Annotated in this window: 14 protein-coding genes and 1 riboswitch; of the genes, 7 read left to right on the top strand and 7 right to left on the bottom strand. The window is 41.3% G+C overall.

The features are described from left to right. Positions 1 to 85: 85 nt before the first annotated feature. Entirely contained in the window at positions 86 to 271 is a 186-nt protein-coding gene (locus H5185_RS17105; RefSeq protein ID WP_259396245.1) for a hypothetical protein, read from the top strand. Between the two features lie 31 nt (positions 272 to 302). Then, positions 303 to 1667 (top strand): sensor histidine kinase, encoded by a 1365-nt coding sequence (locus H5185_RS17110; protein WP_182723266.1) that lies wholly within the window; start codon positions 303 to 305, stop codon positions 1665 to 1667. Positions 1668 to 1728: 61 nt separating this feature from the next. Here the strand turns inward: H5185_RS17110 and H5185_RS17115 are convergent, their stop codons facing one another. From H5185_RS17115 to H5185_RS17135, 5 genes are all read right to left on the bottom strand, one after another. After that, positions 1729 to 3444, bottom strand: coding sequence for a proline--tRNA ligase (locus H5185_RS17115; RefSeq protein WP_124017981.1), 1716 nt, complete (start codon positions 3442 to 3444; stop codon positions 1729 to 1731). A gap of 178 nt (positions 3445 to 3622) precedes the next feature. Next, positions 3623 to 4234, bottom strand: coding sequence for a DapH/DapD/GlmU-related protein (locus H5185_RS17120; RefSeq protein ID WP_124017982.1), 612 nt, complete (start codon positions 4232 to 4234; stop codon positions 3623 to 3625). Positions 4235 to 4238: 4 nt separating this feature from the next. Beyond that, entirely contained in the window at positions 4239 to 5027 is a 789-nt protein-coding gene (tsaA, locus tag H5185_RS17125; RefSeq protein WP_220487626.1) for a tRNA (N6-threonylcarbamoyladenosine(37)-N6)-methyltransferase TrmO, read from the bottom strand. Positions 5028 to 5141: 114 nt separating this feature from the next. Continuing rightward, a complete protein-coding gene (gene rcsF / locus H5185_RS17130) occupies positions 5142 to 5537 on the bottom strand; it encodes an Rcs stress response system protein RcsF (RefSeq protein WP_124017983.1) in 396 nt (131 codons plus the stop codon). 163 nt (positions 5538 to 5700) lie between these two features. After that, on the bottom strand, positions 5701 to 6111 hold the full coding sequence (locus tag H5185_RS17135; RefSeq protein ID WP_124017984.1) for an H-NS family nucleoid-associated regulatory protein: 411 nt from the start codon (positions 6109 to 6111) through the stop codon (positions 5701 to 5703). 432 nt (positions 6112 to 6543) lie between these two features. Between H5185_RS17135 and H5185_RS17140 the strand changes: the two genes are divergently transcribed. From H5185_RS17140 to H5185_RS17155, 4 genes are all read left to right on the top strand, one after another. After that, a complete protein-coding gene (locus tag H5185_RS17140; RefSeq protein WP_182742700.1) occupies positions 6544 to 7293 on the top strand; it encodes an electron transfer flavoprotein subunit beta/FixA family protein in 750 nt (249 codons plus the stop codon). A 1-nt stretch (position 7294) separates the two neighbouring features. Then, positions 7295 to 8218 (top strand): electron transfer flavoprotein subunit alpha/FixB family protein, encoded by a 924-nt coding sequence (locus H5185_RS17145; protein WP_182742701.1) that lies wholly within the window; start codon positions 7295 to 7297, stop codon positions 8216 to 8218. Positions 8219 to 8576: 358 nt separating this feature from the next. Then, positions 8577 to 8793, top strand: a riboswitch (Lysine riboswitch). An 82-nt stretch (positions 8794 to 8875) separates the two neighbouring features. Continuing rightward, positions 8876 to 10432, top strand: coding sequence for a Na+/H+ antiporter NhaC family protein (locus tag H5185_RS17150; RefSeq protein WP_220487625.1), 1557 nt, complete (start codon positions 8876 to 8878; stop codon positions 10430 to 10432). Between the two features lie 154 nt (positions 10433 to 10586). Continuing rightward, on the top strand, positions 10587 to 11165 hold the full coding sequence (locus tag H5185_RS17155) for a thymidine kinase (RefSeq protein ID WP_124017988.1): 579 nt from the start codon (positions 10587 to 10589) through the stop codon (positions 11163 to 11165). A gap of 130 nt (positions 11166 to 11295) precedes the next feature. Here the strand turns inward: H5185_RS17155 and H5185_RS17160 are convergent, their stop codons facing one another. Continuing rightward, the gene (locus tag H5185_RS17160) at positions 11296 to 13086 is read right to left on the bottom strand and encodes an acyl-CoA dehydrogenase C-terminal domain-containing protein (protein WP_124017989.1); all 1791 of its coding nucleotides are present in this window, start codon (positions 13084 to 13086) and stop codon (positions 11296 to 11298) included. A gap of 345 nt (positions 13087 to 13431) precedes the next feature. Here H5185_RS17160 and H5185_RS17165 point away from each other — a divergent pair, with 345 nt between their 5' ends. Next, positions 13432 to 13938, top strand: a complete 507-nt coding sequence (locus H5185_RS17165) for a TlpA family protein disulfide reductase (RefSeq protein ID WP_182723270.1) — start codon at positions 13432 to 13434, stop codon at positions 13936 to 13938. 60 nt (positions 13939 to 13998) lie between these two features. Here the strand turns inward: H5185_RS17165 and H5185_RS17170 are convergent. Further along, on the bottom strand, positions 13999 to 14963 hold a 965-nt coding region (locus H5185_RS17170), incomplete at its 5' end, for a cation:proton antiporter (protein WP_182742702.1).

A 14963-nucleotide genomic window follows, 5' to 3' on the forward strand; every position in this document is an offset into this window, starting at 1 on the left:
TCTCATTACCCACTAAGCCACGAGGGTAGCCCTTACCATCCCAGCGTTCATGGTGGGTAATGAGATACCTATTGAAGGTCGAATCATGGCTATCGTTGATGTCATTGATGCCTTACTTTCTAAACGTAGTTATAAAGAGGCGTGGCCCGCTGAAAAGGTAAGAGATTATTTAATTGAGCAGTCTGGTAATCAATTTGATCCACTTATGTGCACTGCAAGTTTGGCATTACTGAATCAGTTTGTGAAGATTCAACAGGAAATGCCGGATTAATAACTGATACCAACAGATTAAGCTATTTAATATGAATCCAATATGTGAGCGGGTATTGCTAGAAGTCAGCCAGTCTGAATTGATTGATTTGGGCGATTTAGATTTTGCGTCAACCTTGATTATTAAATCAGTATGTCGTGGACTGAATATAGGTCGAGCCGGTATTTGGTTATTAACTGACGATAATCAGTCAATTGATTGTTTTTTATTAATCGACAATGATACCAAACAACATAATATTACCTTAACCCGATCCCAGTTTCCCAGTTACTTTAAGGCTCTTGATACAGAGAGAATCATTGCTGCCAGTGATGCTTTGACCGATCCAGCCACATACGAATTCGCTGATATCTATTTGCGCCCTAACGCAATTACCGCAATGTTAGACAGCCCTATTAGGCATGCGGGTAAGATGATCGGCATTATTTGTTGTGAGCATAAAGGTGAGATTAGGCACTGGACCTATGATGAACAAGCATTCGTGAGTTCGTTAGCCGATTTGTATGGCCGTGCAGTCAATGCTAAAAAAGTCAAAGCTTATCAAATTGAACTTGAATCGATTAATAGTGCTTTAGAAACACAAGTTGAGAAAAGAACAGCAGAACTCAAAAGAGCCATCAAAAACTTGCAGATAACTCAAGCGAGCTTGATAGAAAATGAGAAATTAGCCGCATTGGGGAATCTTGTTGCGGGTGTTGCGCATGAAGTGAATACTCCACTAGGTATTTCGGTCACCTCCACCAGTCATTGTATTGATGAGCTCAATAAACTCAAAAAGTATTATGGGGCAGGAGATCTTGATGAACAAAAGTTTGTTGATTTCATGGACACACTGACCGATGGCCTTAATCTTGTCGAACGCAATTTGTCGCGAGCCGCTGAACTGGTACATAACTTTAAGCGCACGGCGGCAGATCAACTTGTTATAGAGAAAGAAAATATTAACTTAACCGAGTATTTAGAACAGATTTCATCGCCATTACGACCACTCACTCGTAAGCAAGGCATTGAGCTGAATATTCAATTAGAACAACAGCTGTTTGTTAATTCTTACCCTGGTGCCATCGCGCAGATTTTTACTAATTTAGTCTCCAATTGTTTTAGACATGCTTTTCCTGAGGGATTTCCAGGCAAGAAACGCATTCTCTTAGGCGCAGAGATGTGTGGCGATGAAATAAAAATGTTCTACAAAGATAATGGTAAAGGGTTGAGTAAAGACGTTAAAAGTAAAATTTTTGAGCCATTCTTTACCACTGCACGAAATGTCGGCGGTACTGGTTTAGGCATGTCTATTGTGCATAACCTAGTAACACAAAAATTGGCCGGTAGGATTGAGATTGTTTCAGAACTTAATCAAGGTTTTGAAGTCGATATTTATATTAAAGATCTCGATTAAAGATAATTTAAGAATAAAAAAACGCACTCGAAAGTGCGTTTTTTCCATGCTATATCAATAACTAGCCTTTTGCTGCGTTTGTCAAGAAAGCCACAATCTCATCAAATGGAATGTCTTGTTTCTCACCTGTGCGACGGTTTTTATACTCAAACACCCCAGCATCGATATTGCGATCGCCAATCACCACAACATGCGGTAGGCCAATCAGTTCCATGTCGGCAAACATAACACCTGGACGCTCTTTACGATCATCCATCAATACTTCAACACCCGCATCAGCTAAGTCTTGGTAAAGTTTTTCGGCAATGTCGGCCACACGATGTGACTTATGCATGTTCATTGGCAAAATACCTACCGTAAACGGTGCGATAGCTTCTGGCCAAATAATGCCGCGGTCATCGTTATTTTGCTCAATGGCAGCCGCCACAATACGGCTTACACCGACACCATAACAACCCATCAATAGAACTTGTGCTTTACCATTTTCATCTAACACAGTGGCATTCATGGCTTTAGAATAGCTAGTACCAAGTTGGAAGATATGTCCCACTTCAATACCACGAGCCATGGCATAGGTGCCTAGGCCATCCGGCGTTGACTCACCTTCAACAACATTACGAATGTCCGCTGAAGTGATTAAAGGTAAATCACGTTCCCAGTTAATGCCAAAATAATGCTTATCTTCAACGTTAGCACCGGCAGCAAAATCGCTCATTACAGTGACACTATGGTCAATAATAATTGGCATCGTTAAGCCTACAGGCCCGATAGAGCCTGGCCCTGCGCCAACGGCTGCGCGGATTTCCGCTTCTGAAGCAAACTCAAAGGGTGAAGCGACTAATTCAAGCTTGTCGGCTTTGATTTCGTTAAGCTCATGATCGCCTCGAATAACTAATGCTACCAATGGTGCTTCTTCCGTTGCACCTTTAACGATTAAGGTTTTAACCGTTTGAGTGATAACGACATCAAATTGTTCAACTAATTCTGCAATTGTTTTGGCGTTAGGTGTATCCACTAACGTCATTGTTTGAGTTGGCTCTGCACGTGTGCCGGCTGGCATTGCTGCCTCAGCTTTTTCAATGTTAGCGGCATAGTCGCTACCTGTTGAATAAGCGATTAAATCTTCACCGCTGTTAGCCAGTACATGGAATTCATGCGACATGCTACCGCCAATAGAGCCAGTGTCTGCAAGTACTGGGCGGAATGATAAGCCCATACGAGTCAGAATATTGCTGTATGCGGTGTGCATTGCATGGTAAGTGCTGTCCATGGTTTGTTGATCTAAATGGAAAGAATAGGCATCTTTCATCAAGAATTCACGTGCGCGCATGACACCAAAACGTGGACGTACTTCGTCACGGAATTTGGTTTGTACTTGGTAAAGTGTTAGCGGCAATTGCTTGTAAGAACTTAATTCTTTACGGACTAAATCGGTGATCACTTCTTCATGGGTAGGTCCCAATACAAAATCACGATTGTTGCGGTCTTGAAAACGCAATAATTCAGGACCAAACTTATCCCAACGGCCTGTTTCAACCCATAGATCAGCTGGTTGTACTAATGGCATTAGTATTTCGATAGCGCCTGTTTTGTTCATTTCTTCACGAACAATGGCTTCAACTTTACGTAATACACGTAAACCTGACGGTAACCAGCTGTAGAGACCTGAAGCATTGCGACGGATCATACCGGCACGTAACATTAACTGATGACTAATCACCTCTGCATTTGCAGGAGTTTCTTTTTGTGTTGAAAGCAGGTACTTACTAACTCGCATTACCAATGTCCAAAATAGTTGCTATGAATTAGCGTCATTTTAGCACCTGCATTAATGATGTCACCTGCTAATTCGACTCAAAAGCAGGCTTTGTGATGCTTAAATGCCAAGTTTGAGATAGCTAAGTTGAAATAACGTCATTTTTATCGATTTATCCTTGCATTATCACTGCTTGAGGCTATTTGTCGCGTCTATCACCAATGACTCGAGCCGGATTACCTGCAACGATGGCGTAGTCTGCTACATCTTTGGTCACAATACAGCCCATACCAATAACGGCGTAATCTCCAATCGTCACGCCATCGACAATACCTGCCTGAGCGCCAATCCACACATCCTGGCCTATTACGATACCTTTTGATGTCGCGGGTTGTTTATAAATTGGTGTAGTAGGTGACATGCCATGATTAAAAGCATAAATGGTGACGTTATTAGCTATCCGTGTTTGGTTGCCTATTGTTATGCCATGACGACCACCATCTAAGCTGCAGCCATGATTGATTGCCACTTCATTACCTAAGGTGATAGGTCCATGCAGAAATACCTCTGCTGCAATCATGCATTGATTACCGATGCTGATATCTCGCCCGGGTTCGGCAAACAGTTGAGCTTGTGGGGCAATAAAACTGTGCTCGCCAATATGAATGGTTTCCAGCTGACTCAACTGCTGTTGAATCTCATCTTGCCATGGTTTTGCCCAGGCTAAATGCTTAGGCTTGAGTGAAAAATACAGCCATGGCATCCATGATAAGCGTCGTTTGTGTTGAGCTTGGTAATCAATTTCTGCCATAGGGTTAATCCTTTAACAATGTCACTTTGGTCGGTTTAAGCTCTAGTACTTCGATACCTTGTGCTGTAACACACCAAAAAATATCTAAATCGTACAATGCAACTTGATATAGTTTGGGATCGTCTTTGGCTTTTTTATACGCGGGCCTAGGGTCTTGGGACAATACACCTTCAATAAGCGCGGCAAGATCTTGATATTGTTGTTGTTGGCTATAAAGATTAATTTGTTGACTGGCTAGGGCTGTATAAGTCAGTGGAACCAAGATAGGTGCATCTTGCGCAATACCACCTTTTGCATCAGTAATTGCATCGGAAAACGGAACATAGGGCTTAATATCAACAATTGGCGTACCGTCTAATAAATCCATACCCGATATCACCAAACACACTTTACCTTTACGTTGAACCACCCCGTGTAGCTTTACCACTGATTGGCCAATACCATTGGGGCGAAATGTAGATCGTGTGGCAAACACGCCTAGTTTTTCATTACCCCCTAGTCGAGGAGGGCGCACTGTGGTTTTCCAACCTTGGGCTAAATTCTCATGAAAACTGAATAGTAACCATAAGTGTGAATATTGCTCTATGCCTCTGACTGCATCAAGATGATTAAAATCAGGTTCAAACTCAATATAACCGACAGCATTGACTAGTCCCGGTTGACGCGGAATACCAAACTTTTGTTTATAGGGGGTTCTGCATATTGCAACTGCATTTAATTGGCTACTAAACGGCACGCTAGATTGGTTATTAATAGGAGCTGTTTGGCTGTGTTGATCGTTGCCTTGTGTCATGCGGTACCTGAATTAAACAGAAAATAGGAAATGAAAAATCAAATATAAAAAATATTGATGAGTGTGATATGAGCACTCATCATCTATAGGCTGCGAATATACTCTATTGAGTTATTATTTTTTTGCAGCTGTTTTAATCGCTTGGCCAACGCAAAGCGCTCGACTAAAACAACTATTGTCAGCTTCAGTAATCATAAAGCAGCTTTTAACTACAAAACCATTTGCGCCTATGTCTGCTGCAGCTCTTCTGGCATTAGTGCGAGCCACTGACATTTGTGGTGGTGCATCCTGTTTGGTTTCTTGGCAGGCTTCACCTTCAATTAAACCTAATATTTCAAATGTCCCTTTGGGTTGCTCATTACCTTCATATAACTGCACATCACCGACTTTAAAATAATCATTGATGGCTTTACTGTCTAAATTACTTTTGAACGTGTAATCACTGGCACAAGCACTCAATAATAGTGCTATGCCTGAGATTATAAATGCATATTTAAGAGAAAACGTCATGGCCGTAACCTTATTATTAATGGGTAATAGATCTGCAACAGTTAGTTTACCCTGTCTTATGGCGATGATAAAGCAATCAAATGCCACAAAAAAAGAGCTTACCTAAGTAAGCTCTTTTTTATTTTAAAGAATTAACCGTGAGATTATTCTTTAGTTAAAATATTTATTCCATGCCTGGAATTAAAAATTCGCTCATGCTTTTGCCGCTATCAACTTGTTGTTTGAATACGGTTGGCATACGACCTTGACCTGTCCATTGAATTAATTCACCGTCAATGGTGATTTGATATTTTGGCGGACGTGGTGCACGCTTTTTAGTTGATGTTTTAGCAGAGGCTGTGACTTCACCTAAATCTTCGATTGATAAACCACTGTTTTCAATTTGAGCAAGAATTTCAGCAATACGAGCATTACGCTCTGCATTGGCTTCAAGTTCTAATTTTTCTTCTTCTTCACGTTCAGTAATGATCTTTTCTAATTTTGCCGCGGTTTCGCGTAAATCATCAAGAGACAATTCTTTTACTGCAGCTTTAAAACGACGGCCGTGGGTTAGTATGTCTAAAAAATCACTCATTTTGTGTAGTTTCCTAATGATTTATTTATAAAATAAAAAGTTATCAAAGATGTTTTTTAATGTTTCAGGTAAATTTCAGTGCATCATTTGGTTTGTTGTGGTCTTTATTATTAATATAAATAACATTAACTCACTGATTATTACCAAGACAGCTTAATTAATACTGAATATAACTGTAATAATAGAAACTATTTGTCATTGAATCAAATTAAATCATCTAAATATTGAATAAATTTTAATTAATCACTTGTATCAAATAATTAATGTTCCACAGTTTGTTTTGTTTGATTGCCACCACAATCATAAAAAAAATATAAACAGTCGTTTGACTTTGATTGACGTTAACGTTAACAGGACGTAAAGTTAGCCTATCTTGCATTGGCAAACGCCAGTGTGTTGTCCACATACATTGAAGGTGTAGAAGGAAAACCTATGAAAATATTGGTGCCTGTTAAACGCGTAGTTGATGCCAATGTAAAGGTCAGGGTAAAAGCTGACAACACAAGTGTTGATACGACGAACCTTAAAATGGCGTTAAACCCATTTTGCGAAATAGCAGTTGAAGAAGCGGTTCGCTTGAAAGAATCTGGCGTAGCCACTGAAGTTATCGTGGTGAGTGTTGGCGCAAAAGCAGTGCAGGAGCAATTAAGAACTGCAATGGCATTAGGTGCTGATAGAGCCATTCATATTGAAACTGATGAAGAATTGGTGCCACTATCAATTGCGAAACTGTTAAAAGCTGTGCAAGAAAAAGAACAAGCGCAGTTAATTATTTTTGGTAAGCAGTCTATTGACGGCGATAACAACCAAACTGGACAAATGTTAGCGGCACTAACTGATATGCCACAAGCGACATTTGCATCAGAAGTAAAAGTTGATGGTGATATGATCACCGTTACTCGTGAAATAGATGGCGGACTGCAAACCCTGAAAATGCCTTTACCTGCCATTGTCACGGTTGATTTACGTTTGAACGAACCTCGCTATGCTTCATTACCCAATATTATGAAAGCTAAACGCAAGCCATTAGACATTATGACTGTGGCTGATTTAGGTGTGAGCTTGAAAACACATCAAACAGTGATCAGCGTAACACCTCCGGTTGAGCGTAAAGCTGGCATTATGGTGTCTTCTGTTGAGGCGTTAGTCGATAAGTTAAAAAATGAAGCGAAGGTGATCTAACATGACCATTTTAGTATTAGCAGAACACGATAATGTGAGTTTGAAAACTGACACGGCCAAAGTCGTTAGCGCAGCTGCCGCCATTGGCGGTGATATTCATATACTGGTAGCGGGCGTTGATTGTTCTGCTGCGGTAACGGCAGCACAACACTTAGCCGGTGTGAGTAAAGTATTAGTTGCTGATGCAACTCAATATGGTGCTCAATTAGCGGAAAACGTTTCTAAGTTGGTCGTTGAGATTGCAGCTGATTATGAACATATCTTGGCTGCAGCAACCAGTATTGGTAAAGATACATTGCCTCGTGTCGCAGCATTGTTAGATGTTTCTCAAATTTCAGAAGTCATTGAAGTGGTCAGTAGTGACACTTTTGTGCGTCCTATTTATGCCGGTAATGCGCTGTCGACAGTGCAGAGTTTAGACGCGAAGAAAGTCATGACTGTGCGTTCAAGTGCATTTGATGCTGTCGCGTCAACGGGCAATGCTGAAGTGGTTAACCTAAGTCAAGCTATTGATGCTCGCACTGAGTTCGTGTCTCAGTCGTTAACTGAATCAGCCCGTCCAGAGCTAGGTAATGCAGGCATTATTGTCTCTGGTGGCCGCGGCATGGGGAGTGGTGAAAACTTTACTATTTTAGAACAGCTAGCCGATAAGCTTGGCGCAGCAGTAGGTGCATCTCGTGCCGCTGTGGATGCTGGCTTTGTGCCTAACGATTTACAAGTGGGACAAACAGGTAAGATTGTTGCCCCTGATCTGTATATTGCTGTGGGCATTTCTGGTGCGATTCAACATCTTGCCGGAATGAAAGACTCTAAGGTGATTGTGGCTATTAACAAAGATCCTGAAGCGCCTATTTTCCAGGTGGCAGATTACGGTTTAGTCGCGGACTTATTTGAAGCCGTTCCTGCATTAAATAATCTGCTTTAATGGCTTATTATTGACCCAAATTGAGTCATTAGCTTGTTTAACGTGTCGTTCTACTAGCCAATCGTTCAGATTAAAAGGTTTCTACTTGGTAAAGTAGGAACCTTTTTTATTGATATTTTTTATCATATGGATGTTTTTATGAGCAAAGGTGTCAGTCGGGTTATCCAGTTGCCGTTTTTGTATTCAGTGCGATAGTGTGCATTTGCATTAGAAACGTTAAACTAATGCTATTAAATTGTGGCTATAGTTAATAATATTGTTATTTGTGCTGTAGTTTAGGACTTTTTTGCTGGTATAGAGCGTGTGGTTTATGATTGTATGTGCGCGCTGTTTGTAATGGGCTATTTATGATTACAAATACAAAAGTAGAGGTGCATTGCATAATAGTCAGGTTGAATTGGGTGATGCCAATAATTCAACCTAAAAGGATGCAATGCCGAAATAAGTGAGGTGATCGCCCTCATTTGTTGGGCCAGTTCTCGAAAGGGGCTGTACTGTCATAGTGTTTTTATCTACGTGATAAAAATAATGATATTCATATTAAATGGATATTTCTGTGGAGTGCTACTAGATAAGTTAACCCATATACTTTCTGTGTATGGCGAGTCTTATTTCTAGTTTTTCTCTATTCGTATCCAACGAAGAAATAATTAAATTATGATAATAAGTTATGCCGATTCGGCACTTTCTGTTTTGCCACCACTTTTGGCAATTACACTGGCTATTTTAACCCGTAAGGTATTGCTGTCTTTGGGGTTAGGTATTATTTTTGGTGCCTTATTGCTGACCGATTTTTCATTGGTTGGCAGCAGCGAATATATTTTAAGTACAGCGAGTCAGCTCGTTTGGAAAGATGCTGCACTGAATAGTTGGAACGTATATATCTTAGGTTTTTTGGTTGTGCTGGGCATGATAACCGCATTGATCACCGTTAGTGGTTCTGCTCGTGCTTTTGCTGATTGGGCCAAACTGCGCATTCGTAATAAGCGCGATGCTAAGTTAATGACCATTTTTTTAGGCTGTGTAGTCTTTATTGATGACTACTTCAATAGTTTAGTCGTAGGTTCTATTTCAAGGCCTATCACGGACAGATACCATATTTCACGCGCAAAACTTGCCTATATTTTAGATTCTACCGCGGCACCGATTTGCGTTATTTCCCCGGTATCAAGCTGGGGGGCCTATATTATTGCGCTTATTGGCGGCATTCTAACTGCACATGGTTTTGCTGACTCAGGTCATTTAAGTGTCTTTATACAGATGATCCCGATGAACTTTTATGCCGTGTTCTCATTATTATTACTAGTGTGTGTGGCGACGTTCAGTTTAAACATAGGACCAATGCGTCAGCATGAATTAAATGCACTTCGTGGTGAGTTGTATGATGAATCAAAAGGCCAACCACCGGGAGCAGTTACTGATTTACCTGAAGCTGATACCGGTAAAGTGATTGGTTTATTTTTACCGATTGCGATATTAGTATTTGCGACCCTTTATTTTATGGTCTCTAGTGGGGCAGAAGCATTAGCGGCTAAAGAGCAGATGTTTAGTGTACTAGGTGCATTTGAAAATACTGATGTGAGTTCATCATTGTTTTTTGGTTCTATCGTCGGTTTGATTGCGACAGTGTTGTTGGCATTTCAACAGAAAGTAGAGCTGTCTATGTTGCTCAAAGGCATCTCTGTTGGTGCTCGTTCAATGTTACCCGCTATTTATATTTTATTGTTCGCTTGGACGATATCAAGTGTCATTGGTCAGCTTGAAACCGGTAAGTTCATGGCCAGTTTAGCAACTGATAATATTCCGTTTGCGCTATTGCCTGCCATGTTATTTCTATTGGCTGGGATCACCGCATTTTCAACGGGAACGAGTTGGGGAACCTTCGGTATTATGTTGCCTATAGCGGCCGATATGGCGATGGGAAGTGATAGCACCATGATGCTACCTATGCTAGCAGCTGTGCTTTCTGGTGCCGTATTTGGTGACCATTGCTCACCTATTTCCGATACCACTATTTTGTCATCAACGGGGGCGAGTTGCCATCATATCGATCATGTGGTGACCCAGCTTCCTTATGCACTTATCGCTGCATTGATTAGTTTCGTCGGTTATATTGTGCTTGGGTTTACGGGCTCGTTAATGGCTGGATTGATTTGTTGTAGTGCGTTGTTTCTTATCAGTATCCTAGTATTGTACTTTTGGGCAAAAAAGTAATGCTACATCCCGATACTTATGAGTAATAAGCCGATTGATTAAGCTTTGAAAAAATGCCGTATTCATAACGAATACGGCATTTTTGTTTGTTGTTGCGAAGTTAAAAAAGGTAATATGGACGATACTGACTGTCTAACCATTAGGACGCTATATTTTGGCGCAACTGTACTTTTATTATTCGGCGATGAATGCCGGTAAATCAACTTCGTTACTGCAGTCTTCTTATAATTATCGTGAGCGCGGTATGCATACCTTAGTGATGACAGCATCAATAGATAATCGATATGGTATTGGCAAAGTGTCTTCGCGTATTGGGATTGAAACCGATGCCCAGGTGTTTGGTAGTACTGACAATTTAATTGAGCTGATTTCGACATCCAATGACGAGCAAAAAATTCACTGCGTACTGATTGATGAGTGTCAGTTTTTAAGTAAAGAGCAGGTTAGGCAGATAACCTATGTTGTCGATAATCTCGATATCCCCGTATTATGTTATGGATTACGTAATGATTTTCAGGGTGAGTTGTTTTCAGGCAGCCATTACTTGCTCGCTTGGGCAGATAAGCTCGTTGAATTAAAAACCATTTGTCATTGTGGCCGTAAAGCCAATATGGTGGTTCGCCTTGATCATGAAGGTAATCCTATGCGCGAAGGTGAACAAGTGGAGATTGGCGGTAACGAGAGTTACGAGTCGGTTTGTCGTAAGCATTTTCGCGAGTTTTTGTGGGATTAGTTGGCCATTAAAGACGTATTAGAATTACGTTAGTGACCGCTGCAGAATAAACAAAGCCGCTTAAATTAACATTGAAGCGGCTTTGTTATTTGTGTTTTAGTTACTAATGTTTTAGTTGCTTATGTTGAGATTAAAAGTCAGCTGCTGCGAAATTGACAATGTCAGCACTGCTAGCTTCAATTTGTTTGCGTAAGCTGCGAGTTTGGCTGCCCCAATAGCTCATGAAGAATTTTGCCGTATTAAGTTTAGCTTGATAAAACTCACTTTCTTCAGTACCAGCTTCTAATGCTGCCAATGATGTTGCCGCCACACGGGTCCACATCCAAGCCAGAGCGGTAATGCCAAAGAGTTGCATATATGGCATTGATGCTGCGCCAATAAGGTCTGGGTTTTTACTGGCCGATTGAACAATAAAACCAGTGGCTTTTTCAAGATCGCCCGCAGCGTCCATTAACCCTGCAAGATAGGGCTTCATGGCTTCGTTGCTGGAATTATCTTGAATTAACTGTTTTACCATGCCTGACCATAACGTCAATGCTGCCCCTTTGTCGCTCAGTAATTTACGGCCTACTAAATCCAAAGCCTGAACGCCATTTGTGCCTTCATAAATCATTGCGATACGAATATCACGCACATACTGCTCCATACCCCATTCATTAATATAGCCATGACCGCCATAAACCTGCTGCGCATCTACGCATGCTTTAAAGCCTTGGTCGGTAACGAAACCTTTAACAATCGGTGTAAATAAAGCTGCCAGGGCATTTGCTTGTTTGGCTTTTTCCGGGTCGGTATGACGTTCTACTTGGTCAAGCCATAATGCCTGTTGGCCCATTAACGCACGTGTTCCTTCATTGAAAGACTTTTGCGATAACAGCATACGTCTTATGTCACCATGGACTAATAATGAGTCTGCGGCTTGTTCAGGCTGTTTAACACCACTTAATGCACGACCTTGAATGCGCTCTTTGGCATAAACAAGTGCATTTTGGTAAGCAATATCAGATACGCCTAAACCCTGAATACCGACACCCAGACGTGCTTGGTTCATCATGGTGAACATGGCTTTTAAGCCCTGATGTGGTGCACCAACTAATTCGCCAATTGCGCCATCAAAATGCATGACACAAGTTGAGTTACCGTGAATGCCCATTTTGTGTTCCAGACCCGTCGCACTCAGCGTATTGGCGTCACCTAAACTGCCGTCGGCATTGACTAAAAATTTCGGTACCGCAAATAATGAAATGCCTTTAACACCTTCTGGTGCATCGGGTAGGCGTGCTAATACTAAGTGAATAATATTATCAGCAAGATCGTGATCACCAGATGAAATAAAGATTTTCTCGCCGCTAATGGCAAACAGCTCATCTCCGGCAGGAATAGCTTTAGTGCGCAATAACGCTAAATCGGTACCAGCATGCGATTCAGTTAAGTTCATGGTTCCAGTCCATTCACCACTGACTAGTTTAGCTAAATACTTTTGTTTTAGTGCATCGCTGCCATGAACATGAATAGCAGAATAAGCGCCATGAGTTAATCCAGGATACATAGCAAAAGCCATGTTGGTCGCGGTTTTCATTTCGGTGGCAAAGGTACCAATTACTTCTGGCAGGCCTTGGCCGCCAAATTCAGGATCGCAGGTTAGTGTGGCCCAGCCATCTTCGACATACTGCTTGTAAGCTTGCTTAAACCCAGAAGGGGTGATGACTTTACCGTCAACCAATTTACAACCTTCCAAGTCACCGCTTGCATTGAGTGGCAACATGATGTCGGTAGTAAAGTCGGCGACACCTTGTAAAATCGCATCAGTTAAATCTGCATCTAATTCATCAAAACCACGTAAGTCAGTTTGTTGATAGACATTAAGCAGTTCAGACAGAATGAATTGATAATCACGCAGGGGAGCTTGGTAAATTGGCATAAGGTCATTCCTTGGTTATGGGGGCGTTAAGTTTGGTCGCGGCAACAAGGTATTGTCTTGTTACTGGTCCAATCAGATTATGTTAGTTCAGCTAACATAACCAATTTCGAGTAAAAACTCAGTATTATTTTTACGTAAGCGTAAACTTATTTTGGTGCGTGAAATGTACCGATTTATTTACTCTTCAATATCCGAGTGACTTATTTGTTGTAATACCGTCTTCAGGCTTGGAAAGATCAACAAGTGCTCGCGAAATGATTATCTGAAATGCACATGAATACATAATGGCAACTCTCCGGTCTATAAAGGTTAATACATAAAAATAATCCATAAATAGGGCGCGTTATGAAATTTGTTTGGTCGGTAGTCAGTATATCTGCATTGCTATTATTGTCTTTTATATCCCAAAGCACAGCCGATGCTGCTGCGAAAGTGGATGAGTCTGTTGCTACTAACTTTGAATTAATGACCTCTGATGGCCAATCATTTACTCTGCATGATTACGCCGGTAAACCGGTTATTTTGCATTTTTGGGCTACCTGGTGTCCATATTGTAAAAAGCTGCAACCCGGTTTAGAAAAACTACGACTTAACTACCAACACACTGACTTGCAAATGATTGGTATTAGTTTTAGCGAAGATGCTGGCGCCAATCCAGGGCAGAGTTTGCTCGATCGAGGTATAAAAATGACCACGCTGGTTTTAGGTGATGAGGTTGCTAATTTGTATGGCATAACAGGTACCCCAACAACAGTGTTTATTGACCGAAGTGGCCACATTGCATGGATGAGCAATACGTCTGATCCTGACGACCCTAATTTGGACAAAGCGATACAGTTTTTATTAAAATAGCCATGATGAAAAGCCGATTGTTGTTTGCTCATCTATGATAGGTCATTGAGCTGATTATATTTATTCGGCTTGTTTACTTGAGGTATATTTTAAAAGAAGCGGCCCTATCAGGGTCGTTAGGGCGATAACCATGACTAATATGGCAAACTCTTTGGCTTGAATGACGTCAAGTTGGCGTCCCATCTCTGCAAATACTAATCCTACTTCACCTCTGGGTACCATTGCTGAACCCACAATCATTTTTTCGTGCCAGTTTGAGCTGGCCAACAATCCGGCCATGAATTTACTTGCTACGGCGATAAAAGTTAACCAAGCGAGTAATAGTAAGCCCATGAAGCTCATATCAAGTTGACTTAGATCCAGGCTGATGCCGACATAAACGAAAAAAATGGGGCTAAAGAGCTGTACTAGCGGCTTTGCTGATTGTTCCAGTTTGTGGGTATAGCTAAAGGGGTTTTTAAGGTATTGATTAAATGGCGAGGTAAATTGTCGTGACAAGCCCATTCCGACGGCAAAGCCACCTAAAATAGCCGGGGTACCAAACCAATGAGCTAACCAGGCAAATAAGCAAATCATTGCCGTGACGACAAACACTTCATAACCGGGAATGCGTGTTTTAAGGTGAAACCAGCGGGTTAAATAAATTATCACTCTGACCAGTGGCGGGCTGAAAATGATAAAGCAGGCAATCATGATAAATAATACTAAGGTTGAGCTTACGGCTAATTCTCCAGATGAGGCGAAATTAAACAACACGCTCAGTAGTATCACGCCAACGATATCATCGATAACCGCCGCCCCTAGAATAATTTGCCCTGCCGCACTTTGAGTTTGATTATTGAGTGCTAAAACTCGCATTGAAATACCAATGCTGGTGGCCGTTAATGCGCAACCAAAAAATAATGCTGTAAAAGGAGGTAGAGAAAGCCAATACAGGCTGGCCCATTCTGGTACTAAAGCCGTAAGTGTTGCATTGTTAGGCATTACAATACCCTTACTCTTCACAGGATTGGCCAGCCTGTATT

Source organism: Shewanella sp. SG44-6 (assembly GCF_014164185.1).
GTDB lineage: Bacteria > Pseudomonadota > Gammaproteobacteria > Enterobacterales > Shewanellaceae > Shewanella > Shewanella vesiculosa.